At 68.0% G+C, this 21,748-nt stretch carries 22 protein-coding genes; 11 read left to right on the top strand and 11 right to left on the bottom strand.

What is annotated here, in order from left to right:
- The first annotated feature begins 426 nt into the window (after positions 1 to 426).
- Genes DL991_RS37785 through DL991_RS44130 form a run of 3 tightly spaced genes read left to right on the top strand, consistent with a single transcriptional unit; the run spans position 427 to position 2,546 of the window.
- Positions 427 to 1,038, top strand: a complete 612-nt coding sequence (locus DL991_RS37785) for a TetR/AcrR family transcriptional regulator (protein ID WP_125789136.1) — start codon at positions 427 to 429, stop codon at positions 1,036 to 1,038.
- Positions 1,035 to 2,303 (top strand): glycosyltransferase, encoded by a 1,269-nt coding sequence (locus DL991_RS37780; RefSeq protein WP_125789135.1) that lies wholly within the window; start codon positions 1,035 to 1,037, stop codon positions 2,301 to 2,303. Before DL991_RS37785 ends, DL991_RS37780 begins: the two co-directional genes overlap by 4 nt.
- A 51-nt stretch (positions 2,304 to 2,354) precedes the next feature.
- A complete protein-coding gene (locus DL991_RS44130; RefSeq protein WP_125789134.1) occupies positions 2,355 to 2,546 on the top strand; it encodes a DUF6653 family protein in 192 nt (63 codons plus the stop codon).
- Here the strand turns inward: DL991_RS44130 and DL991_RS37770 are convergent.
- Genes DL991_RS37770 through DL991_RS37760 form a run of 3 tightly spaced genes read right to left on the bottom strand, consistent with a single transcriptional unit; the run spans position 2,485 to position 3,480 of the window.
- Positions 2,485 to 2,799, bottom strand: a complete 315-nt coding sequence (locus tag DL991_RS37770; protein ID WP_125789133.1) for a DUF1048 domain-containing protein — start codon at positions 2,797 to 2,799, stop codon at positions 2,485 to 2,487. The genes DL991_RS44130 and DL991_RS37770 overlap by 62 nt on opposite strands.
- 1 nt (position 2,800) lies before the next feature.
- Positions 2,801 to 3,157, bottom strand: coding sequence for a DUF1048 domain-containing protein (locus tag DL991_RS37765; protein ID WP_125789132.1), 357 nt, complete (start codon positions 3,155 to 3,157; stop codon positions 2,801 to 2,803).
- Entirely contained in the window at positions 3,154 to 3,480 is a 327-nt protein-coding gene (locus DL991_RS37760) for a PadR family transcriptional regulator (RefSeq protein ID WP_125789131.1), read from the bottom strand. Before DL991_RS37760 ends, DL991_RS37765 begins: the two co-directional genes overlap by 4 nt.
- Before the next feature lie 160 nt (positions 3,481 to 3,640).
- Here DL991_RS37760 and DL991_RS42785 point away from each other — a divergent pair, with 160 nt between their 5' ends.
- Together DL991_RS42785 and DL991_RS37755 are read left to right on the top strand one after the other, a co-directional pair.
- Complete coding sequence (locus DL991_RS42785; RefSeq protein ID WP_158634496.1) at positions 3,641 to 3,796, top strand: hypothetical protein; 156 nt, start codon at positions 3,641 to 3,643, stop codon at positions 3,794 to 3,796.
- 178 nt (positions 3,797 to 3,974) lie between these two features.
- The gene (locus tag DL991_RS37755; protein WP_125789130.1) at positions 3,975 to 5,312 is read left to right on the top strand and encodes a serine hydrolase; all 1,338 of its coding nucleotides are present in this window, start codon (positions 3,975 to 3,977) and stop codon (positions 5,310 to 5,312) included.
- Between the two features lie 301 nt (positions 5,313 to 5,613).
- On the opposite strand, the gene DL991_RS37750 is transcribed toward DL991_RS37755, so the two are convergent.
- From DL991_RS37750 to DL991_RS37730, 5 genes are all read right to left on the bottom strand, one after another.
- Positions 5,614 to 6,588, bottom strand: coding sequence for a glycine betaine ABC transporter substrate-binding protein (locus DL991_RS37750; RefSeq protein WP_125789129.1), 975 nt, complete (start codon positions 6,586 to 6,588; stop codon positions 5,614 to 5,616).
- 28 nt (positions 6,589 to 6,616) lie between these two features.
- Positions 6,617 to 9,085 carry an ABC transporter permease subunit gene (locus tag DL991_RS44125; protein ID WP_125789128.1) on the bottom strand — a complete coding sequence of 823 codons (2,469 nt, stop codon included), beginning with the start codon at positions 9,083 to 9,085 and terminating at the stop codon, positions 6,617 to 6,619.
- A 104-nt stretch (positions 9,086 to 9,189) separates the two neighbouring features.
- Complete coding sequence (locus tag DL991_RS37740; RefSeq protein ID WP_125789127.1) at positions 9,190 to 9,840, bottom strand: response regulator transcription factor; 651 nt, start codon at positions 9,838 to 9,840, stop codon at positions 9,190 to 9,192.
- Positions 9,837 to 11,030: a sensor histidine kinase gene (locus tag DL991_RS37735; protein ID WP_158634495.1), complete on the bottom strand. Its 1,194-nt coding sequence runs from the start codon at positions 11,028 to 11,030 to the stop codon at positions 9,837 to 9,839. Before DL991_RS37735 ends, DL991_RS37740 begins: the two co-directional genes overlap by 4 nt.
- 13 nt (positions 11,031 to 11,043) lie before the next feature.
- Positions 11,044 to 12,213: a DUF418 domain-containing protein gene (locus DL991_RS37730; protein ID WP_125789125.1), complete on the bottom strand. Its 1,170-nt coding sequence runs from the start codon at positions 12,211 to 12,213 to the stop codon at positions 11,044 to 11,046.
- Here DL991_RS37730 and DL991_RS37725 point away from each other — a divergent pair.
- The 3 genes from DL991_RS37725 to DL991_RS37715 are packed head-to-tail and all read left to right on the top strand — an operon-like array spanning position 12,212 to position 14,676.
- The gene (locus DL991_RS37725; protein ID WP_125789124.1) at positions 12,212 to 12,967 is read left to right on the top strand and encodes a hypothetical protein; all 756 of its coding nucleotides are present in this window, start codon (positions 12,212 to 12,214) and stop codon (positions 12,965 to 12,967) included. The genes DL991_RS37730 and DL991_RS37725 overlap by 2 nt on opposite strands.
- 45 nt (positions 12,968 to 13,012) lie before the next feature.
- Positions 13,013 to 13,774, top strand: coding sequence for a hypothetical protein (locus DL991_RS37720; RefSeq protein WP_125789123.1), 762 nt, complete (start codon positions 13,013 to 13,015; stop codon positions 13,772 to 13,774).
- 53 nt (positions 13,775 to 13,827) lie between these two features.
- Positions 13,828 to 14,676, top strand: coding sequence for a hypothetical protein (locus DL991_RS37715; RefSeq protein ID WP_125789122.1), 849 nt, complete (start codon positions 13,828 to 13,830; stop codon positions 14,674 to 14,676).
- Positions 14,677 to 15,555: 879 nt separating this feature from the next.
- On the opposite strand, the gene DL991_RS43910 is transcribed toward DL991_RS37715, so the two are convergent.
- The 3 genes from DL991_RS43910 to DL991_RS37700 form a co-directional block, all read right to left on the bottom strand.
- Entirely contained in the window at positions 15,556 to 16,881 is a 1,326-nt protein-coding gene (locus DL991_RS43910; RefSeq protein ID WP_125789121.1) for a hypothetical protein, read from the bottom strand.
- Positions 16,882 to 17,097: 216 nt separating this feature from the next.
- Entirely contained in the window at positions 17,098 to 18,009 is a 912-nt protein-coding gene (locus DL991_RS37705) for a universal stress protein (RefSeq protein ID WP_125789120.1), read from the bottom strand.
- A 91-nt stretch (positions 18,010 to 18,100) separates the two neighbouring features.
- On the bottom strand, positions 18,101 to 18,583 hold the full coding sequence (locus tag DL991_RS37700) for a DUF5994 family protein (RefSeq protein ID WP_125789119.1): 483 nt from the start codon (positions 18,581 to 18,583) through the stop codon (positions 18,101 to 18,103).
- Between the two features lie 498 nt (positions 18,584 to 19,081).
- Here DL991_RS37700 and DL991_RS37695 point away from each other — a divergent pair, with 498 nt between their 5' ends.
- The 3 genes from DL991_RS37695 to DL991_RS37685 all read left to right on the top strand — a co-directional run bounded on the left by DL991_RS37695 (position 19,082) and on the right by DL991_RS37685 (position 21,654).
- Positions 19,082 to 19,528: an STAS domain-containing protein gene (locus tag DL991_RS37695; RefSeq protein ID WP_233599231.1), complete on the top strand. Its 447-nt coding sequence runs from the start codon at positions 19,082 to 19,084 to the stop codon at positions 19,526 to 19,528.
- A 287-nt stretch (positions 19,529 to 19,815) separates the two neighbouring features.
- A complete protein-coding gene (locus tag DL991_RS37690; protein ID WP_125789118.1) occupies positions 19,816 to 21,105 on the top strand; it encodes a hypothetical protein in 1,290 nt (429 codons plus the stop codon).
- A gap of 129 nt (positions 21,106 to 21,234) precedes the next feature.
- The gene (locus DL991_RS37685; protein WP_125789117.1) at positions 21,235 to 21,654 is read left to right on the top strand and encodes an Lsr2 family protein; all 420 of its coding nucleotides are present in this window, start codon (positions 21,235 to 21,237) and stop codon (positions 21,652 to 21,654) included.
- Positions 21,655 to 21,748: the final 94 nt, after the last annotated feature.

The raw sequence follows: 21,748 nt of genomic DNA, 5'->3' as shown, positions 1-21,748 counted from the left end.
GATCAAAGGCTTGCTCGGTCCCATCTGCCTCGTGCTCAGCCTGCTCGGCTGGCTGCTCCCCTACGGCGAAGTGGCCTTGTCATCGCAGGCGTCTGCATCGCCGCACTCCAGCTCTTCTTCGGGCTGCTGCTGTTCACGATGGATCTGGCCGGCCACTGAAACCATCGCACCCCAGGGCATTGCTCCGTTCCACCGGCTCCCACGATCCCGACGCGAGCCCACCCGTTGAAACGGGGGGCGGAATACCAGTGTGAACAACGATCAGCACGGCACATGACTCCTCGGCCCCGCCGGTCGGCTTACCAGCCGGCGGGGCCGATCCGTTCGACCAATGCCTGAACTGCCGAAGGGTGCCGCACCGTCAAAACCGCATCAAGACTTTCCGGAGCTTTTGACCGGGCTGAACAAACGTTCAATGCTGTGAACATGCGTTCAATCGAGGATTTGACCGCCCGGGCCCGGATCCGGGACGCGGCGTTGGCGAGGTTCGGTGCCGATGGCCTCGCCGGGACCTCGGTCCGCGCGGTAGCCGCGGATGCCGGCGTGTCTCCGGGTTTGGTGCTGCATCATTTCGGTTCGAAGGACGGGTTGCGGCAGGCGTGTGACGAGCATGTGCTCGAGGGGATCCGGGCCGGCGGGGCCGTCGGCTCCGAGGCGCTGGCGGAGGTGCTACAGGCCGCGACTCCTGTGCGACGCTATCTGGCACGCGCCTTCCTGGACGGAACCAGCGAGGCCTCGGCGTTGTTCACCGAGATCGTGGAGCACACCGAAGCGTGGCTCGCCGACGGCGAGCAGGAAGGCTGGGTGTGCCCGTCGGACGACTCGTTCGCCCGCACCGTCGTCTATGTGTCCTGGCTGCTGGCGCCACTCGTACTCGGAGATCACGTCGGACGCTTGCTCGGCGGGGATCCGGCGGAGACCGCGACGGCGGTCCGCGGCGGCAGGGCGGGGCTGGAGATGCTGACCAACGGCTTGTTCGCCGATGACCGCTGGCTGACCGCGTTCACCGCCGTCGAGGACCAGGAGCGCTCGAAGTGAGAGCGCTGCTGGTCACCCACGGCACCCGAGGCGACGTCCAGCCGATGCTCGCGCTCGCGGTCGCCCTGCGCGATCGCGGACACGAGGCGGTACTGGCCGCACCGGAGTCGTTCGCCGACACGGCGGTGGAACACGACATCGAGTTCGCGCCGCTGGACGAGGGACCGAACCGGTTGATGGACGACCCAGTGGTGCAGGAGGCCATCGAGGGCGGATACCGGGGCCTCCGCGGGAAGATCACCGCCGTCCGGACAGCGCGGCGGATCAAACCGTTGATGGCCATCGTCCTGCACGACGTCGGAGTCGCGGCGAAGGTATCCCGTGCGGACGTCGTCGTGCACACGACCGGACTGCCCGCTCACCACGCGGCCGAGATGCTCGCTGCGCCCGCGGTGCTCACCGCGCTGCAACCCGGCTGGGTCCCCACCACCGAGTTCCCGTGTCCGTTGCTGCCCTTGCCGCGGCTGCCGAAGATCTTCAACCACGCCACGTATCTCGCGGTGGCCGCGATTCTGCGCAGCTTCTCCGGCATCGCCTCCGCCTGGCGCACCGAGGAGCTCGGACTCCCGCGCCGCCGGGGAAGCCATGATGTCCTGCACGACGCGAACGGCCAGGACCGGCTGGTCCTGCAGGCATTCAGTCCGCACGTCTCCGTCGCCGCCCGTGATTGGCCGGATTCGGTGCACACCACCGGTTTCTGGTACCTCCCCGCCGCAGCCGGCTGGATACCGCCCGACCGGCTGCGGGACTTTCTCGACGCGGGCCCGGCTCCGGTCTACATCGGATTCGGCAGCATGGCGGGCAGGGATTCACACCGCACCCGCGCGGTGGTCGACGAAGCGGTCCGCCAGGCCGGCGTCCGCGCGATACTCGCCACCGGATGGGGTGGTATCGCCGCCGACGCCGGCAGCGACGACGTGCTGGTGATCGACCACGCCCCGCACGACTGGCTGTTCCCGAGGATGAGCGCGGTCGTGCATCACGGGGGCGGCGGAACAACGGGTGCCGCGCTGGCCGCGGGCAGACCTCAGGTGGTGTGCCCCTTCGTCGCCGACCAGCCGTACTGGGCGGATCGGATGCACGCCGCAGGAGTCGCACCACCGTCGATACGTCAACAGCACCTCAGCGCGGACCGGCTCGCCGCCGCACTGCGACAAGCCACCAGCGACACCGAGATGCGTCAGCGGGCGGAACGGCTCGGACTCGATATCCGTGCGGAGAACGGTGTCTCCGCCGCTGTCGATCTACTCGAAACCCTGACCTGACAAGGAAAGGCACCGTGGAACTCACCGATGCGGTAGCGAAGACCTTTCCGCATGGACGACGAGGCCTGGCGCCGCCACGCGAATCCCTGGAGCGTATGGGCCCGCTTCGCAGCGATCCCGCTGATGCCGCTCGCCATCTGGAGCCGGACAGCTGGGAACGTGAGCCGGCCGAAACTTCGCCCTACTTCCCCGCCCCGCCGATGGACTCCTGATAGAGGTCCGCGTAAGTGGGCGAGTCCTTGATCAGGTCGTCGCAGAAGGCGGCGACGTCGTCGCCGATGAGTTCCAGTACTCCCTTGCCGGACGCGGCACCCTCCTCGAAGAAGTCCACGATCCCGGGGAGCAGTGGCCCGTCGGCGAGGTCGACCGGTCCCACCTTGAAAAGGTACTTCTGCATCTCCTGGTAGACGATCCGATAGTCCGGCGGGAGCGCCTTGACCCGTGCCACGTGCGCGCGCCACTGCTTCTTGCCCTCGATGATGTCCTGGATGCCCATGTCAGCCTCCCAGCTGCTTCAGTTTCCTGGCGACGTTCCTGTTCAGCTGCTCGCGCCAGCGGTCGCGATAGCCACGGCCGCGTTCTCCCCCGGCCAGCGCCGCGCAGAAGCCCTCGATGTCGTCGCCCAGCACGTCGTGCACGCTCTGCCCGTCCGCCGCCGTTTCCTCGAGCAGCCCCAAAGCGGCGTCGAGAATCGGCGTCAGGTTCCGTCCGCTGAAGTCCGAATAGGCAGAAAGATGCCCCGTGATCGTTTCCCACGCCGATCGGTGGTCGGCGGGCAAGGCCTGGGCCCGGACTTCGAACGCCTTCCATTCCCTGGTGAGATCGCTACCGGTGATGGTCTCCCAGAAGTTCATTTCCCGCCCTCCTTGAGCTTGTCGATCCGCGAACTGACGTACTCCCATTTCGCCCAGAACCTCGCGAGCTCTTCACGCCCCGCGTCGTTGAGCGCGTAGAACTTGCGCGGCGGCCCCTGCTCGGACGGCCGTTTCGTCACCTGGACCAGCCCGTTCTTTTCCAGTCTCAGCAGGATGGTGTACACCGTCCCTTCGACGACGTCGACGAAGCCGAGTTCGTTCAAGCGACGCGTGATGGCATACCCGTAGGTCTCCTCACCGCCGACGATCTGCAGCACACAACCCTCGAGCGTGCCCTTCAGCATCTCGGTCAGATCGTCCATCGTGCCCCTTTCGACATCCAGTACCCAGTGCCACCGAGTACCAGTACAAAGTATCACAGAGTACTTCGGGGCGCGACACCGCGATGAAGCCATGGTGAAACCAGCCGCTCGCACTCTCCTTTCATCCGTGGCCGACAGCGCCACGAAGAAGAGAGGGGACGTGACCAGTACACGAGCACGATCGGCGATCACGGTGACCGGGCTGCGCAAGTCGTTCGGAGACAAGGTGGTGCCCGACGGCATCGACCTGGAACCGGTGGGCGTGCTGAGAATGACGCCGCACATCCCGGAGCCGGTGATCTCCAGGTCGCGGTAGGAAACCCGCGACTACAGCGACAGCTCGATGGTCACTTTGGTCAGAGTAGCCCCGGCGTGTGCCATGCACCCGGCGTTCAGCCCGTGTCAGGGCGGTGTCAGCACCGCGTCAGCGCACTCGGTGATCGTGATCCCCGCAAGTCATCCGAGCTCAGGCATTCACCAGAAGGGGATGCGACATGGTGGACGGAACATCCGAGCGGGGACAGGTTCGACGCAGGACGGTCTTGGCCGGAGCACTGACCACAGGCGCGCTCGTCGGCCTCGCCGGGCAGGCCGGCGCGGCCGAGGACGGCCACGACGGCAACGGCGTCGAGCACGGCTGGGGCAAGGTCGCCGACGTCTTCCGCAGGAACTTCAAGGAAAGCCCCGGTGAGGTCGGCGCGGCGTGCAGCGTCTACGTTGGCGGCCGCCAGGTCGTCAACCTGTGGGGCGGCCTCGCCGACCGCGAGGCGAACCGGCCGTGGCGCAAGAACACCATCGTCCAGGTCGCGTCCACCACGAAGGGCGCCACCGCCATCTGCGCGCACATGCTGGCCCAGCGCGGCGAACTGGACCTGGACGCCCCTGTCGCCCGCTACTGGCCGGAATTCGGCAACGCGGGCAAGGAAGAGATCCCGGTGCGCTGGCTGCTGTCGCACCAGGCAGGCCTTCCGATCGTCGACGGCCCGCTCACCTTCGAGCAGGCATGCGCCTGGCACCCGGTCATCCGAGCACTCGAGGCACAGAAACCGCTGTGGAAACCGGGAACCGAGCACGTCTACCACAGCGTCACGTACGGATTCCTGGTCGGGGAAGTCGTTCGCCGGATCACCGGCAAGTCACTCGGCACGTTCTTCGCCGACGAGGTCGCCCGCCCGCTCGGGCTCAGCGCCTGGATCGGGCTTCCCGAGAAACACGAGCACCGAGTGGCCAAGCTCCACTACGCCGCACCGTTCACCCTGGAAGAATTGATCGCCGGCATGATCGCACTGACCGGACTGGACGCGGACACCGTCACCAGGTGGGTCAAAGCGCTCTGGGAGCCTGGCTCCGTGCAAGCCCGAGCGGGTGAACTGGGCGGCGCCCTCGACCCCACCACCGACTACTTCACCTCCCGAGCCTGGCGTGCCGCGGAATTCCCGGCCTCGAACATGCTCGCCGACGCCCGATCGGTGGCCCGGATGTACGCGGCCACGGTGAGCACCGTCGACGGGGTCCGCCTGCTGAACCGGGCGACGGTCAAGACAATGACCGCCGTCCAGACCGACAAGACTTCGATGCACGGACTGCCACCAGGGCTGGACATCCCGGCCGACCGCTCCTTTTACATGTCACTCGGCTTCCACCGGGCATGCCCGCCGATGCCGATGACCGGACCAGGATCGTTCGGCCACCCTGGCTCCGGCGGCTCGATCGGCTTCGCGGACCCCGACGCCGGTGTCGGCTTCGGCTACGTCACCAACCTCTGGAACTTCCGGCCCGACGACCCCAGGGCGGCGAATCTGGCCAAAGCCGTCCGCGCCTGCCTCGGATGACGGGAAGCTGGGCGATTCCGAGTCCGATGCCAAATTCGACAAGCATTTCAACGCGCATCACTCGTCCTACGCCAAGGGTTACCTACGCGTGGCCTGCGGGTTTGCTCGCGTGAAGTACATGAAGGCCCCCATCCTTGCGCCTGGCGCAAGGATGGGGGCCTTCATGTACTGGGGAAGGTGTGCAGGGCCGGCCGGCCGCTACCCGGCTCACGACCACCCAGCGGCCTCCGGTCCTTGGACACTCCAGGAATTACCTGCGCGAATACGGCGAACCTTTCCGCCCGCTGCGGCGACAGGCGGTTCAGCTGATGAAGCCCGCCGCCTTGAGCCAGTCGCGGGCGACCGTGGCGGGTTTCTGGCCGTCGACGCTGACCTTCTTGTTCAGGTCCGTGAGCGTCGCGGTGTCGAGCTTCGCGGCGATCGGCGTGAAGACCTGCTCCAGCTGCGGGTATTTCTGGGCGAGCGGAGTGGCGATCGTGATCGCGGGGTTGTACGTCGGGAAGAAGTGCTTGTCGTCCTCGAGCACGGTGAGATTCTGCGCGGCCACACGCCCGTCGGTGGAGGCGACCGAGCCGAAGCCACAGGGGTCACCCTTGCCGATGCTCGGGTAGACGACGGCGTCGTTGAGCAGGTGCACGTGCGGGTCGGGCAAGGCGAACCCGTAGGTCTTCGCCAGGCCGGGGAACCCGTCGTCCCGGCTCTTGAACTCCGGGCCCATACAAGTCGATGCCGCGGCCGGGTCCCGCTTCACCAGGGCCGCGTAGTCGGACAGCGTCTTGACGCCGGTCCGGGCCAGTGTCGCCGGGTTGCCGGCGAGGGCGTAGGTGTCGTTGGCAGGCGAACGTGCCCACCAGGTGACGCCGTTGGCGGTGTCGGCCTGTTTGACCGCTTCGTACTGCGCCTGCGGATCGCTGATCGGCTTCGTCTGGTTCAGGTAGCTGATCCAGGCGGTGCCGGTGTATTCCCAGTACAGGTCGACCGCGCCGCTGGTGAGCGCCCGGCGGACGTTGCTCGAGCCGGTGATGTTGGTCTTGTCCTGCGGGCTCGCCCCTGCCGCCTGCAGTGCGACGAGGGCGATCTGGCCGAGCAGCAGTTGCTCGTCGAACTCCTTGGAGCTGACGCGGATCTGGGCGCCGTTCAGCGCGTCGATCTTCGTGATGGAACCCGCGCCCACCTGGGCGCCGGTCTCGTCCTTGCCGATCGTGCAGCCTGCCGCGAGCGCCGTTGCCGCGGCGAGCGCGAACACGGCGGCGGTCGTGCGCTGAAGCATCCGCATGGGTCGGTCCTCCTTGAAGTCGGTCGAGCTACCTGCCGCGCGGGTGCAGGAACTCCTCGGCGACCAGCCCCAGCCAGTCGACGAAGAGCGCCAGTGCGGCGACGATGATGCCGAAGGTCAGGCTCAGGATCGGGCGGTCCAGGCCGATCCCGGCGACAAGCCCTCCGCCGAGACCGCCGCCGTCGATGAAGGTCGCCAGCGTCGCGCTCGCTACGGTGAGCACCAGCGCGGTCCGGATCCCGGCGAGAATCACCGGGACGGCCAGCGGCAGTTCTATCCGCCACAGGACGGCCGTCTTGCCCATGCCCATGCCGCGCGCGGCGTCGACGAGGGCCGGGTCGACGTCGTCGAGCCCGACGATCGTGTTGCGCAGCACCGGCAAGGTCGCGTAGACGACGAGCGCCGTCACCGCCGTCGCGGTGCCCGTGCCGATCCAGAGCGCGAGCAGCACGACGAGCCCGATCGACGGGATCGCCTGGCCGAGGTTGCCCAGCCCCAGGCCGATGGGCCGGGCCCAGCGGGCGCCGGCGCGGGTGAGCAGGATGCCGAGCGGGAGCGCGATGGCGATCGTGCACGCCGTCGAGATCAGGGTGAGCCGCAGGTGCGCGCCCAGTTCGGTGAAGATCTCGCCGGCGTTGAGAAAACGCTGTTCGATCGAGTCGATCGGGTGCGCGCGCACGATCATGAAGAGCGCCAGCAAGGCGATGGTCAGCAGGACCGGGCGCACCAGCAGCCCGAGCCGTCGCCGACGAGGCCGCGCGGGCACCGTGGTGTCCGCGCCCGGCCCAGGCGCCTCCGCTGTGTCCGCGATCGCGGGCGCGGGCGCCTCGCCGGTGGGTCGGAGCGCCGCGACGAGGCTGGGCACGTCGCACACCCCCAGCGTCCGCGCGGTGCCGTCCTCGGTGACTACTACCTCGGTGCTGCCGGTCCGCACCATCACGTCCAGCACGTCCCGCAGGGTGGCGTCGGGCCGGACCGGAGGAAGGCCGTCCGGCCCTGACGCCGGCCGGAGTCCCAGGTCACCCACCCGGATCAGCGCGAGCCGCTTCAGGTTCCGCTTCGAGCCGACGAAGCTCGCGACGTAGTCGTCCGCCGGCGCGGCGAGGATCGCCTGGGGCGTGTCGTACTGAGCGATCACCGACCGCGGCCGCAGCACGGCGATCCGGTCGCCGACCTTCAGCGCCTCGTCGAAGTCGTGCGTGACGAACACGATCGTCTTGCGCACTTCCCGTTGCAGGCGAAGGAATTCGTCCTGCAGCCGGGCGCGCGTGATCGGGTCGGTGGAGCCGAACGGCTCGTCCATCAGCATGACCGGCGGGTCCGCGGCCATCGCCCGTGCCACACCGACGCGCTGCTGCTGACCACCGGAAAGCTCACGCGGGTACCGGATGCCGTGCTCGCGGGTCAGACCGACGACGTCGAGCAGGTCGCGCACGCGGCCGGCGATGCGTCGTCGAGTCCAGCCGAGCACCCGCGGCACCACGCCGATGTTGGCGTCCACCCGCAGATGCGGGAAAAGCCCGACCTGCTGGATGACGTAGCCGATGTTGCGGCGGTGTTCGTCGAGGTCGAGCGCCGACACATCGGTGCCGCCGATCGTGACGACGCCCGCGGTGGGCTCGACGAGCCGGTTGATCATCCGCATGGTCGTCGTCTTGCCGCACCCCGACGGACCGGTCAGCACGACGATCTCACCCGCGGGGATTCGCATCGTCAGGCTTTCGACCGCCGGTACCGCTCGCCCGGGGTAGTGCTTGCTGACGTCCCGAAGCTCGATCGTCTCGCCACCCATTCCGGCCGCGCCCCCCGACGTCGCCGGAGCCACCGCTCGGCGGGCAAGGGGACGTCGCCGTGTGGTCAGCTTGCCGACCACCACGAAGGCCAGGTCGAACAGCAGCGCCAGCACCATGATCCCGAGCGTTCCGGTGAGCACCTGGTTCAGCGAGTTGACCGAGCCGAACCGGCCGAGCCCGTCGAAGATCTCGTTGCCGAGGCCGGGGCCCTTGACATACGCGCCGATGGCGGCGATACCGATCGTGATCTGCGTCGAGACCCGGATGCCGGAAAGGATCACCGGCCAGGCGAGCGGCAGCCGCACGCGAAACAGCAGCCGCACACGACCGAACCCCATACCACGCGCCGCGTCCACCACGGCCGGATCGACGCCACGCAGCCCGACGATCGTGTTGCGCGTGATCGGCAGAAGTGCGTAGAGCACCAGTGCGCACAGGACATTCGTCAACCCCAGCCCGAACGGGCCGATCAGGATGCCCAGCAGCGCGATCGACGGGACGGTCAGGAACGCCGCCGTCGTCGTGGTCGCCATCGCGCCCAGCCACCGCCGCCGGTAGGTGAGCAGGCCGATCGTCATGCCGACCAGCACGGCCAGTGCCATCGCCGCCAGGGTGAGATCCACGTGCAGGATCGCGTCGTTCACGACGTCGATCCAGTTCTCTCGGAGGTACTCCCACAGGCTCAGGGCGCCGCTCCTCGACATCGCAGGATGGAAAATGGCCGACCACGTCAGGTTCGGCCGGGTCTCAGCCCAACATGTCCACGGGCCTCCTGTCCACAGCTCGGCCTAAACTGGCTTGGCAGCTTTCAGGCGTCGCGGTCCGACCGCAGAATTCCCCGCTGATACGCGGCGGCGACCGCGGAGGCCCGGTCTGGGACCTCGAGTTTGGCGTAGATGTGGAGCAGGTGCGTTTTGACGGTGGCCTCGCTGATGTGCAGCTCGGCCGCGGCCTCCCGGTTGATCTTGCCGCGTGCGATCAGGGCGAGGACTTCGCGTTCCCGCGCGCTCAGTTTGGCTTCGGTCACCGGCTTTTGCGGCCGGACCCGGTTCAGGAGCAGCGCGACCACCGACGGGGAAAGCACGCTCTCGTTGCGAGCCGCGGCACGCACCGCGCGGAACAGCTCCTCGCGTGGCACGTCCTTGAGCAGATAGCCGATCGCCCCCGCCTCGACGGCGGGCAACACGTCGGAGTCGGTGTCGTGCGTGGTCAGCACCAGTACCCGGGTGGCCGGAACGCGTTCCCTGAGCAGCCGGATCAACGCGGCGCCGCTCGGGGCGGGCATGCGCAGGTCGGTCAGCACCACGTCCGGGCTGGTGGCGGCCACCACGGTCAGTGCCTCGATGCCGCTCGCTGCCTCTCCGACGATCTCGAGGTCCGGCTGGGTGCCGAGCATGCCTCGCAAGCCGTCCCGCACCACCGGGTGGTCGTCGACGATCACCAGCCGTACGGACGTCATCGGGCCACCTCGATCATCGGAACGCTGACGCTGACCGCCGTCCCCGCACCGGGTGCCGACTCGATGTCCACCGTGCCGGACAGCAGCCGTGCCCGCTCGCGGAGGGCGGTGAGCCCGAATCCGGCGGATGAAGCCCGGGTGTCGAAGCCGGTGCCGTCGTCGCGGACGTCCAGGATTATCACGTCCTCCATGTAGGACAGGGTGATGTCGACCCTGCTCGCCAGCGCGTGCCTGCCGACGTTCGAAAGGGTTTCCTGCGCCGCCCGCAGGACCATCACCTCGATCTCGGAATGTATCGGTCGCGGTGTACCGGTCATGACGAAAGTCGCGGGTACGCCGTACTGCTCCAGCCATGTCGCGACCGCGGCGGCCACCGCGTCTCCGAGCCTGGCGTCGTGCAGAGGGCCCGGCCGCAGCGCCTCGATCGAACGGCGGACCTCCACCAGGCTAGAGCGGGCCAGCCGCCGGGCGGTGCCGATCCGGCCGCGCAGCGGCCCCTCGGCCGGGGCCAGTTCCTCGGCGACCTCCAACTGAGTGACGATCCCGGTCAATCCCTGAGCGACGGTGTCGTGGATTTCCCTGGCGATCCGGGCGCGTTCCTCCGCGGTGCCGGTGTCTTTGGCCCGCGCCAGCAGTTTCGCGTGCAATTCGGCGTTCTCGGCCGCCATGGCGACGAGCCTGCTGTTCGCCTTCCGGCGCCGGATCGCCTCCCGTTCCATCGCCCGGATCGCCCAGCCGATCAACGCGGCCAGCGGTGTCACCATCGCGAGGTCGAGCAATGTCGGCCAGAGCTCGGTGCCCGACAGCACCAGCCATGGGACATTCGCGAGCACCACCCCGGCGTAGGCGAGCCAGCCGGGCAGGGCGACGAACGCGAGCACATAACACACTGGGACGAACAACTGGAAGCTGTCGCCGCGGAGCGCGAGAACCACGGTGCCTGCCAGCAACCCGGCGAAGTACACGATCATCGCCAAGGTCTGGCGTTCCCACCACTGCGGATGCGCGACGATGAACCAGCCGTGCCACCCGCTCAGCGCCGCGACGATGGCCAGGGTGACCAGTCGGTCCGGCCAGGTGGCCGGATCGAAGACCAGGGAAAGGACGGTCGCGAGCCCGAGCAGTCCGTAGGGAGCGAGCGCCCACGCCCGGTTCCATCGTCGTTCCAGCCGTTCTTCCGTCGACGTCACCCTGCCCATCTTGTCAGCGGGAGTTCCGATAGGTCAGCCGCCGGAGCAGAACCTCCGCAGGTCCGCGCTTGCCCGCCCGCCGCATCCGGTCGGCGAGCAGCACCGATACCAGCCAGGTTCCCAAGGCCAGCAAGGCGACTCCGGCCGATCCCAAAGTGCCGCCGAGGCCCAAGGTGTAGGGCATCAGCAGCGCGACGAAAACCACCGACTGGAACAGATAGCAGCTGAGCGAGCGCTGCCCGCACGCGGTTATCGCCAGGATCACCGGGCCACTCCGGTCCCGGAACCGCGACGCGAGCAAGCCGATCAGCGCCGCATAGCCAAGACCGCCCGCCACCCCGGTGACCGAATGCGCGGCCGAACACGCCCACATGACCAGACCGGACGACGGGGTCCAGAAACCGCCGACCGCGAGACCCATCGGCAAGCCACCGGCCACCGCCAGGACGAGTCCGCCGATCGCGGTGCGGACCAGCAGTGTGCGGTGCCGTTCCGGCTCGGTGAGCACCCCGCGCCGCGCCGCCCAGACACCGATCAGGACGGCGCTGCCGACGCCGAGCAGTCCCAGCGGGGTCATCACCCATTCCACCGGATGCAGGGCGAGGGCGATGGCCGGGTCGCTGACCGCGAAAGACCAGAAGAAGGAACGTTGTCCGCTGCCCTGCGGGGTCACGTAGGCGATCCCCTGTACCAAGGCGACCACCACCAGCCAGCCCGCGGCGATGGTGAGCAACGTCCGGTCCTTGACCCGCAGCATCGCCAGCAGCGCGAACCCCAGCACCCCGTACAGACCTAGCACGTCACCGGGGAACAGCAGTACCGCATGGACGAACCCGAACACGATCAGCCAGCGGAACCGTCGCCGCAGCACCCGGTCGATGTCGTGGTCCGGGATGCCCGTTGCCTGCTGTCGCCGCACCATTTGCACGACGCCATAAGCGAACAGCGCGGCGAACATCGGATAGCCGCGTACCTCCACGAAAACCACGTTGAGCAGGCTGACCACCCGGTCGAGCAGGTCGTGCTCGACGATGTGCTGTCGCGCACCGTACGGGCGGCCATAAAGGTAGAGCACAGAGTTCGCCAGCGCGACCAACGCGAGCATCAACCCACGAGCGAGATCCGGCGCGAGCGCCCGCTCGCGAAGGGCGACTGGGCCGGCACTTGCTTCACTTGACGACATGCGCATCAGCGTGCTGGCCAGGCTCATCGCCGAACATCGACGGAACGACGGATTTCCGGATCAACCGCGGGCCCGGCGTATCAACCGATCGATTGATGCGCTCGTTTACGACCGCATCCCGCCGGACGGCGAATCCGCGGGCCCTGCCGCCTCACCTGCCGACAGCGACTTCGCCCTCGCCCCCGGCGAACGCCTGCTCTGGCAAGACCTCGTCATCGTCCCCCTGCCGATGGTGCCGTGCTACGGCCTGTACCCCACCTTCGAAAACCAGGCGCGTGGTCGCTTGGACCCGCGGGCAACCCACGATCTCATGGTTCCTGAGCGAACTGGGCCCACCTCACCTGGACCCACCTGCCGGAACCCCGGAGCCGCCACCGTCACCCGAAATCAACGGCATCGACCACGCGAGGCGGATCCGCGACCTCATCGCCCGACGCACAACACCGGTCTCGCCGAGAGCGCCAGCGACCTTCGGCGAGCAGGCCGCCGTATTACCGAAGAAAGAGACCCAGCCAACGCGATAGCCGGATCATTCGGCACACCGCCCCGTTTCGAAGAATTCGGCATTAAATCGCACGGTTTCCGTATCACGACGCCCGGGCGTACCCACCACGCTCGCTCGGAAACCTTTTTACGCCTAAGTTCCACTGAACCGTCCGCGATAATGCCGACCTGTCTATTCACGACCGTTCAGTGTAGGGTCCAGGCTGGTTGTTCATCGACCGCCGGTGACCGCTTTCAGCGGGACGTTTGAGCTTCTTGCTCCTCCACCATCGGTCTCGGATCCAAGAAAGTCGAAATGCGACACAATCGCACGTTTTCCACCCTTGCCGGCGCCTTGGTTCTGGTTGCCGGATCGGTTGTTCTCCTCCCCGCCTCGGCTCAGGCCCGTGCGGAATCCGTTCCCTGCGACGAGGCGGCGCTGGTCTCCGCGGTCGACGCGGCCAACGCGGCCGGTGGCGGCACCGTGACCTTGACCCCCGGGTGTACTTACACCCTCACCTCCGCCCATGGTGACGACGGCGTCCACGGTCCGGCCGGCCTGCCGGTCATCACCACGCCCATCACCTTCGAGGGCAACGCCAACACCATCACCCGCGCGCCGGCGGCGGCCGCTTTCCGCATCGGCCAGGTGGCACCCACCGGCGGCATCACGCTCAAAGCGGTCACCATCAGCAATGGCCATGCGGCTGCCGCGGGCACTGACGACGGCGGCGGCATCCTCAGTTTCGGCGCGGTGACCCTCACCGGTGGCGCGTTGTCCGGCAACACCGCCAACGGCCGAGGTGGCGCCTTGTACAGCACCGGGACCCCGTCTGCGGCGACGTTCACCAGCAGCACGGTCAACGGCAACACCGCGGGCCAGGGCGGCGGAATCGCCAGTGTGAACGGCACGCTCACGCTCACCAGCAGTGTAGTCGGCACCAACGCCGCGACGGTGAATCCCGGCGGGATCTACTACGTGGCGGGTTCGGCGACGCTGAACACCTCCACGGTGACCGCCAACACCGCGACCAACTGCACCGGCAGTCCCTCTCCCGTTCCCGGCTGCGTCGGATGACCGCCGTTTCCTTCTTGAACCCCAGCGGAATCGTCTCCAGGAAAGAAGATGTGATGCGAAGAAACCGCGGTATTCTGCGGGCCGTCGTCGGCGCGACCATCCTGAGCGGGAGCATGCTCGCGCTGGCTCCCCTCGCGCAGGCGACGACCATTCCCGTGGCGTGCGGCGAGAACGCCCTCGTCGACGCCATCAACCTCGCCAACTCCACGGTCGACAGCGACACCCTGACGCTGGCAGGCGGCTGCACCTACACACTGACCGCGCCGCACGGCGGACTCGCCAACGGGCTGCCGGTCATCACCACACCGATCGAACTGCTCGGCCCGGCGACCATCACGCGCACCGCGCTGCTCCCCTTCCGGATCGCCGAAGTCGGCCCGACCGGCAACCTCACCCTGACCACCTCGGTCGCCTTCACCAACGGCAGCGTGGTCGGCAACGGAGGCGGCATCCTCAACCACGGCGCCGTGACGCTCACCCGCAGCAGCCTGAGCGGCAACTACGCCACCCTCGCCGGCGGCGGCCTCGCCAACGCCGACACCCCGTCCGGCACGGCACCCGCCGCGTCGTTCACCAGAAGCAATGTTCTCGGGAACACCGCGCTCCTTCAGGGAGGCGGCATCTACAACGGTCTCCGCGGCACGCTGACCACCACCGGCGTCTCCGGAACCCCGATGCTCGTCAGCGGCAACAGCGGCGCGCAAGGAGGCGGTATCGCCGCGGTCGACTCGACCGCGACGACCATCACCCAGACCGCCGTGACCGCGAACCACGCTTTGCTCACCGCGGGCGGCGTCTACCGGATCAACGGCACCATGACCACCAACAACGCGCCCATCACCGCCAACACCCCCAACAACTGCGTCGGAAGCACCCCTGCCGTGCCCAACTGCACCGGCTGATCGAACGGCGCCGTCCCACGGCAAGCCCCAGCGGACTCCCCCGCTGGGGCTTGTCACGTGAAAGCCTTCGGTGCCACCGTGTTCAACGACGCCCCCATGAGCTGGTGTCGATGCCGTCCGCCCACAGGCGACGACACAGAGGTATCGGCGTTGCGCAACTGCACCCAGCCATCACCTGACAGACGGACCTCACAGTCCAATGCGAGGTATTGAGGGGTAACGCAAAGGTGTCGCGGGTGGCGGGGATTCGCTCGCGGCCGTGGTGCACCCAGGTGTCGCGAAAGCCACTTTCGGGACCTCAGGCGTCGCGAAAGTGGCTTTCGCGACACATCCCGACCATGGGGTTCCGCGAAGGCACCGGAGTAGCGAAGGCGCCCTTCTTCGCTACCGCACCCCTGCACCCGACGTTGCGAAAGCCACTTTCGCAACGTTGAACGTTGCCAAAGTGGCTTTCGCAACCTGCCACCTTTGCCCTACCCCTCAAGAGAGCCTCAGCGAACACGCCGCGTATTCATCGAAATCGACATGCCCGCCAGGCGGCACTGTCCACAACGAAGCTCCTGACGCCACGGGTTCGGGTACGACCCGCCACGGTCTGGAGCGGTGACGGCACAGCCACGGTGAGACCGAGACAGGTGGCCGTCAGCACTTACCGTCGCGTTCACCGGCTCAGGACGCGACCGAGCATCGATGTCACACAGTTGCTTTCTCCGCGTAGAACCGCCGCCTTTCCTTACATGGCAAGGGTGATTGTCGGTTGTGACGCGCGGAGTTGTCCACTTTGGACTGCTGTTTCCCGGCATTGTCGAATGAGGCGGCACGATCTCCTGCTGCTACCGGAAATCGTGCCGCCGCACGTCGATACGGCGAGCCTGATGGTCAGCAGGTGCAGATGCCGCCGTTGTTGATTCCGGCGACGCCGCTACCGCCCGCGAGGCCGCTGGTACCGGCCGGGGTGGCGATGGTGTCCGCCCCGTCGTTGATGGTTCCGGAGTTCCCGAGACCGCCGGCACCCGCGGCACCGCCGATGCCACCAGGACCGCCGGGGCCACTGCAGCCCGTGCCGCCGTTACCGCCGCCGGCGCCGTTGCCGCCCTTGCCGCCGGTCGCGGTGATGATGTCGACACCGGTTCCGCCCGTCAGAGTGCCCGAACTTCCGATCCCGCCGGCACCTCCCGCGCCGCCGACACCGCCGGCACCGCCAGGCTGGACGGCGGCGAGACCGTTGCCGCCCTTGCCGCCGACGCCACCGTTGCCGCCGAGCCCGCCGTTGGCCTTCAGCGTGTCGATACCGGCACCGCCGGTGATGGTCCCGGAATTCCCGGTACCACCCGCGCCCCCGGCACCACCGACGCCACCGGCGCCGCCGCCGTGACCGCAACCGCCGACGCCACCGGCCGCTCCCGTACCACCGGCACCACCGTTGGCGGTGACCGTGTCGAGACCGGGATCGCCGAGATCGCCGGTGAAGGTTCCGGAGTTCCCGACGCCACCGGCCGCGCCCGCGCCACCGATACCTCCGGCGCCCGCGCCACCGGCAACGAGGCCACTGTTGCCACCCGGACCGCCGAGACCGCCGTTGCCGCCCCTGCCCGCGGTGAAGGTCGCGGTGTCGCTGCCCGCGCCACCGGTGACGTTCCCGGCGTTGCCGGCACCACCGATCCCGCCGACGCCGCCGTTGCCACCGGCACCGCCCGCGCCGCTGGCGAATCCCGTCCCGCCCTGGCCGCCGTTTCCTCCGGCACCACCGGCACCACCGGTGACGGTGATGCTGTCGGTACCGGCGCCGCCGTCGATGACACCGGTGCTCCCCACACCGGCACCGCCGACGTTGCCCGCGCCGCCGTTGCCACCCGCGTCGCCCGCGGGAGTACCCGCGGTGCCGTCGGCTCCCGGCGGGCCGTTGGTGCCCGCGGCACCGGCGACGCCGGTGACCTTGATCGTGTCGTTACCGGCAAGACCGTTCACGGTGCCGTTCACGGCACCGCCGGTGACGGTGATGATGTTGTTCCCCGCGGTGCCGTCCAGCACCTGACCGGCGGGAATCCCGGCGGTGCAGGTGAAGTTGGCGCCGCTTTGGGTACACCCCGGCGGGAGCGCCCACGCCTGCGAGGGCACCAGAAGAGCGAAACCTGCCGCCGTGCCCACACCGATCAGTGCCCGGCCGGCCCGGCCTGCCGTGCTGATACGTGCTGTCGATCTCATGATCAACCTTCCACCTGTGAAAGGGATCCGGGACTGCTGCCACGGACCTGCGAGGTGGTGTGATGACCGGGGGTCTGGGGTCACTGCCCGGTGCCGCATACCTGAGGGCACCGGATCGACCAACACCCTCGACCTGACCGACCCTTCGCTCTTTCACCGGGCCTGGCAAGGCAAACGGTGGTCGGTCACCCGTACGTGGCAGGTCTCCCGCCGACTTCACAGTTCCGCGTTGAGGTGATCTCCCCGGATGACGGCGACGGGACACTCGGCGTGGGCGATCAGCGCCTGACTGGTCGACCCGAGGAGCATGCCCTCGAATCCACCGCGGCCCCGGCTGCCGACGACGAGAAGCCGTGCGCCCGCACCGATTTCGAGCAACGCGCGGACAGGCCTTCCCTTGCGGACGACGATTTCGACCGGAACGTCCGGACACTTCTCCCGCCAAGGAGCCACCTGCTCCTCGGTCGATTTCCGGTCGGCGGCCTCGATCTCGGCCGGATCGACGGCGAGGAACTGAGGCCGGATCGCGCCGTGGTCGACCAGTTCCGACCAGGTCCGCACGACCGTCAGGCGAGCGTTCCACAGCTTCGCTTCGTCGAACGCGAACCCGAGGGCCGCCTCGCTGATCGGCGAACCGTCCGTGCCCACGACGACCGGCCCCGCTTCCGGTGCGGCATCGTCCGGTCGCCGACCTCGGGCCACGACGACCGGGCAATGGCCGTGATGGGCGAGCGCGACCGCGGTGGAGCCCACCAGCATCCCGGTGAAACCGCCGAGTCCTCGTGACCCGAGCACGACCGCCGTCGCCCTCGCCGACTCCTGGATCAGGGCGGCCGCCGGGTGCCACTCGCGGACCGCGGTCTCGACGACGAGATCCGCATGCCTGGCGAACACTGCTTCCTTCACCTCGAGAATCCATGCTCGACCGCGGCTCTCGAAACCCTCACGGACCCCGTCGAAAGAGGGGATCACGCCCGGCATCTTCACGACCGGGATCGTGAACACGTGGACGAGCCGCAAGGGCAGCCCACGTTTCGCGGCCTCGTCCGCCGCCCAGAGCGCGGCGGTCCTCGCGGACCGTGACCCGTCGACCCCAGCGACGATGGACCTCTCTGTGCCAACCGGCATTTTCACTCCTCATGCTCTGTCTAGCCGAGTTCTCGCTTCCCTCGCTGTCCAAGGGCTCGTTCGACGATGGGCCTGCCTTCGCAGGCTCGGGTCAATCGCCACGACCACCTTCGGATTCCCAACGGGCGAGGGCGTTCTCCGGGACCGGCCGCGCGCCGAACTCGTCAAGGAGCGCCTCCGGACCGGCCACGTTGTTCTGCCCGGAGGCCGCCATCAGCACTCCCTCGGCAGCAGCCGCGTCCGCCTCCGGCGGGACGACCAGCAACGTGAGCCGCTGCATGTTCCCGCCGGTCACGTGCACGATGTGAACGTTCTGGGAGCCGATTCCCTCCAGCTTGACCAGCCGCCCGTGCCAGATCAGCTCACGGACCGTGACCGCCCAGGCCGACGGCGGGAACGCCACCCGCCACACCGGGCCGATCCGGCCGTCGAGCGACGCGGCGAGCTCGGGCACCTCGACCGTCAAGTCACGCGACCGCGGCCACCAGGCACCATCGACGCGACCGCTCTCCGAGTTGCGAGGCTTGATCCTCAACCGTTCGGCGGCGTCCAGGATGAGAGGGTCGGCATGCATATTCGGCTCCGGTCTCCGGCCACGAAGACCGGAATCGATGAAGAACCGAAGGTGACATCGGTCGTTCTCCGACGCGCGAAATACTCTCGGTACTTTTATTGTACAGAGGAAATCCCGTCGCAAACCGGCGATAATTCACCCGCTCCGGGTTCAGCACGGAAATCGGCGCAGGAAAACAGACATCGTCCATTGAGGACAGTGACCGTTCCGCCGGTTCCGGACGGCCGATACCGTCAGCGTAACCCCTGAACGAGGCGTTTTACCCGAATATGCGGTAGAATCCCGACGCCAGCGCCGGAGTGCCCAGACACCGCCCTCACGACGACCGCCCATCAACGGTCGCATCTGTCCCTTGGCCCCGTGCGCCTGCCTCTTCCCGTGCGGCGAGCTTCAGCGACGGCCGGCCAGTCTGGAGCCCGGATCGTGAAGATCATTACGCTCGACCTACGACGGTCGCGTCGCCCGCGACCGGATCGCACGACACTCGGTGCGCCCCCGGTGACCAGGACAGGCCTCGGCGTGGTTCGCGCGGTCATCGAGGTCCCCACCGGCGGACACGAGCCTCCGGCACGCCGTTCTTCCCCCTTGGCCGTGACGATGGAGCAACTCGGCCGGACCCTGGTACTCGTCGTGGACGGCGACCTGGACCTGCACACCGCGCCCACGGCACGCCGAGCGATCGAGGCGGCGTTGAACCGACGGCCGCGACGGTTGATCGTGGACTTGAGTCTCGTCCGGTTCCTGAACTCCGCCGGGTTGGAGGTCCTGCTGGCCGCCCACCGGCAAGCCGCCCCGCACACCGACTTCCGGCTGGTCGCCACCACGCGCGCCGTCTTCCGGCCACTGCAGATCACCGGGCTGCACGAAGAACTGACCGTCCACGGCTCACGCTCGGCAGCCATCGCCACACCGGCAGGGACCGACGACGGCTCTCCATCCGGGTAACTTCGAGGCCGTCCACAAACCCGGTCGGCCCCACCTGGAGACAGGTGAAAGAGAGGAAAGACTCGGCCGGAAGACGAAACTTCCGTCACGCTCCGATGAAGATCTGCCTCCAGGCGGCCGCCGGCGTGACCGCGCGCTGAACGAGGCACGCCGGATCAAGGCCGCTTTTCGCCAACCGCGCCTGCCAATACACCAGGTCAGGACGTAGCATGGTGGCAGGCGGCAGGCGTGACACTGTCCACGGCGCCGGTCCTGGCAAGCTCCCTGCCGCTGCTCGCGGCAGTCGAGTGATCAACGCTGCCTTCCCTTCTCGGTTCTCCTCGCATGCCACAGCCGGTTCTGACCGGTCCGACTCACTCCACAGGAGATCCTCCATCAGCGTCCCAGTCGTTCTGCCGCATGCCGTCAGCGCTCCTCGTTCTCTCACCGATGTATACGGTCCGGGCATCGCCGTTTGCGCGCGCCCCGAACTGGCCGCGGCCGAACCCGTGAACAGGCACCGCCACACCCGCGACGTGGTCTCCGCGCGACCGATCGCCGTCGCGGCCGACATGCCGGTGATCTGCAGCGCCGGTGGCACGGACCCGGATTTGCTGGCACACCTGCGTGACAGCGGCCTGCCTGTCGGCACGGATTTGCGCGAGTTCCGAAATGAAAGGGAATTCGCCGCCCGCGTGACCGAGGCGATATCCGATGGCCTGCTGATGTCGATGGAGTACCCGCAGCCGACCGCGCTGTGCCCGGACGAACGCGCGCTCAAAAGCGCGCAACTCGTCGGCTATTTGAACAACAAAGCCAGCATCACCACATTGGTCGATCCACGTTTCCAAGCGCACCGGAGCGTCGTGACCCGCGGGCAACTCGCGGAGGCGGCACCGGCGGAGAAGTCGTGGGTGCTCAAGGCCGCGACCAACGACGCGCACGGCGGCAGCCTTGATGTCTATCTGCACCAGGCCCACGAGCAGATCACGCTGCCGGCGTTCACCGACGTGCTCAACGAGTTCGTCGTCGAGGAGTACTTGCAGATCCTGCGTAACTGGGGCCTGCAGTTCTATGTGGCAGCGGACGCGCGGGCTCGCCTGCTGGCTGTGACGGAACAACGCGTCGACGCGATCGGGGTCTATGCCGGCGGCCGATTCGGCGCGGTCACCACTCCTCCCGCCGAACTGCTCGCCGAATGCCTGGCGATCACCCAGCGCGCGGCCGATGTCGGCTACCGCGGCCTGTGCAGCCTCGACTGCGCCGAAACCCGGGACGGCCAGCAGGTCGTGCTCGACCTGAACTTCCGGATCACCAGTGGCTCGATCCCGTTGCTGGCGATGCAGTCCGTCCGCCCCGACGCTCTCGACCTCCCCGCCGAATCCGTGAAGCTGACCGTCGCCGGCCCACTCACCGACCTGCTCGCCGGGATACGCCCGGCGTTGGCCGCCGGCGGCCTGCTCATCGTGGCCGGTCATGACACCGGTCACACGGACAGTCCGCGCCGGCAAAGCACCTTGCAACTGCTGGTCCTCGGGGACGACCCCGACGAGGTGACCGCTCGACGCCGTACGCTGGAATCGAAAATCGGCAAGTAAGGCTCAGTCGTGCGACCGGCGGGCGTCGTCCGGGCGTCCCGCCGATCACGCGACGCCCCCTACGCCTAGGCTCATTGGCACTGCGCCAATCCGAGATGGCGTGGCATGACCTAGCGGAAGGCACTTTCGATGGCACAAAAGGTATCCGTCCAGATCGTCGACGACATCGACGGTGGCGAAGCCACCCAGACCGTGCCCTTCGCGCTCGACGGCGTCACCTACGAGATCGATCTCTCCGATGACAACGCCGGCGCCCTGCGCGAAGAGCTCGAGCGCTTCATCGACGCCAGCAGGCGAGTCGGCGGGCGCAAGGTGAAGGTCGCAACCGGACAGTCCACCGTGGCCGGTGGCGCGGCGAAGCCCACCGACCGCGAACGCAACCAGCAGGTCCGCGCCTGGGCGTCGGCCAACGGTTACGCGATCGCCGAGCGCGGTCGCATTCCCAACGAGATCTACGAAGCGTTCGACAACGCCGAGTCGGCCCCCGCCGAACCGGTCGCCGAAGAGGCTCCCGTCAAGCGCAAGCGTGCACCTCGCAAGAAGTCCTGAATCGCCGATCGCGCCCTTGACGTCCTTTCCCCGATAGACCGGACAGGACCTCAAGGGCGCGTCGCGGGAATTGCCGCGCCGCGCGCTATTCGGG

It is taken from the genome of Amycolatopsis sp. WAC 01375 (assembly GCF_003947325.1).
GTDB lineage: Bacteria > Actinomycetota > Actinomycetes > Mycobacteriales > Pseudonocardiaceae > Amycolatopsis.
The sequence above is the reverse complement of the archived record's forward strand: the minus strand, read 5'-3'. Positions and strand labels throughout refer to the sequence as shown.

Excerpts from the sequence above, each read along its gene's own strand:
- DL991_RS37785 (WP_125789136.1), top strand. The coding sequence starts at position 427 with ATGCGTTCAATCGAGGATTTGACCGCCCGGGCCCGGATCCGGGACGCG.
- DL991_RS44130 (WP_125789134.1), top strand. The coding sequence starts at position 2,355 with ATGGACGACGAGGCCTGGCGCCGCCACGCGAATCCCTGGAGCGTATGG.
- DL991_RS37770 (WP_125789133.1), bottom strand. The coding sequence starts at position 2,799 with ATGGGCATCCAGGACATCATCGAGGGCAAGAAGCAGTGGCGCGCGCAC.
- DL991_RS37765 (WP_125789132.1), bottom strand. The coding sequence starts at position 3,157 with ATGAACTTCTGGGAGACCATCACCGGTAGCGATCTCACCAGGGAATGG.
- DL991_RS37760 (WP_125789131.1), bottom strand. The coding sequence starts at position 3,480 with ATGGACGATCTGACCGAGATGCTGAAGGGCACGCTCGAGGGTTGTGTG.
- DL991_RS37755 (WP_125789130.1), top strand. The coding sequence starts at position 3,975 with ATGGTGGACGGAACATCCGAGCGGGGACAGGTTCGACGCAGGACGGTC.
- DL991_RS37750 (WP_125789129.1), bottom strand. The coding sequence starts at position 6,588 with ATGCGGATGCTTCAGCGCACGACCGCCGCCGTGTTCGCGCTCGCCGCG.
- DL991_RS44125 (WP_125789128.1), bottom strand. The coding sequence starts at position 9,085 with ATGTCGAGGAGCGGCGCCCTGAGCCTGTGGGAGTACCTCCGAGAGAAC.
- DL991_RS37740 (WP_125789127.1), bottom strand. The coding sequence starts at position 9,840 with ATGACGTCCGTACGGCTGGTGATCGTCGACGACCACCCGGTGGTGCGG.
- DL991_RS37725 (WP_125789124.1), top strand. The coding sequence starts at position 12,212 with ATGCGCATCAGCGTGCTGGCCAGGCTCATCGCCGAACATCGACGGAAC.
- DL991_RS37730 (WP_125789125.1), bottom strand. The coding sequence starts at position 12,213 with ATGTCGTCAAGTGAAGCAAGTGCCGGCCCAGTCGCCCTTCGCGAGCGG.
- DL991_RS37720 (WP_125789123.1), top strand. The coding sequence starts at position 13,013 with ATGCGACACAATCGCACGTTTTCCACCCTTGCCGGCGCCTTGGTTCTG.
- DL991_RS37715 (WP_125789122.1), top strand. The coding sequence starts at position 13,828 with ATGCGAAGAAACCGCGGTATTCTGCGGGCCGTCGTCGGCGCGACCATC.
- DL991_RS43910 (WP_125789121.1), bottom strand. The coding sequence starts at position 16,881 with ATGAGATCGACAGCACGTATCAGCACGGCAGGCCGGGCCGGCCGGGCA.
- DL991_RS37705 (WP_125789120.1), bottom strand. The coding sequence starts at position 18,009 with ATGCCGGTTGGCACAGAGAGGTCCATCGTCGCTGGGGTCGACGGGTCA.
- DL991_RS37700 (WP_125789119.1), bottom strand. The coding sequence starts at position 18,583 with ATGCATGCCGACCCTCTCATCCTGGACGCCGCCGAACGGTTGAGGATC.
- DL991_RS37685 (WP_125789117.1), top strand. The coding sequence starts at position 21,235 with ATGGCACAAAAGGTATCCGTCCAGATCGTCGACGACATCGACGGTGGC.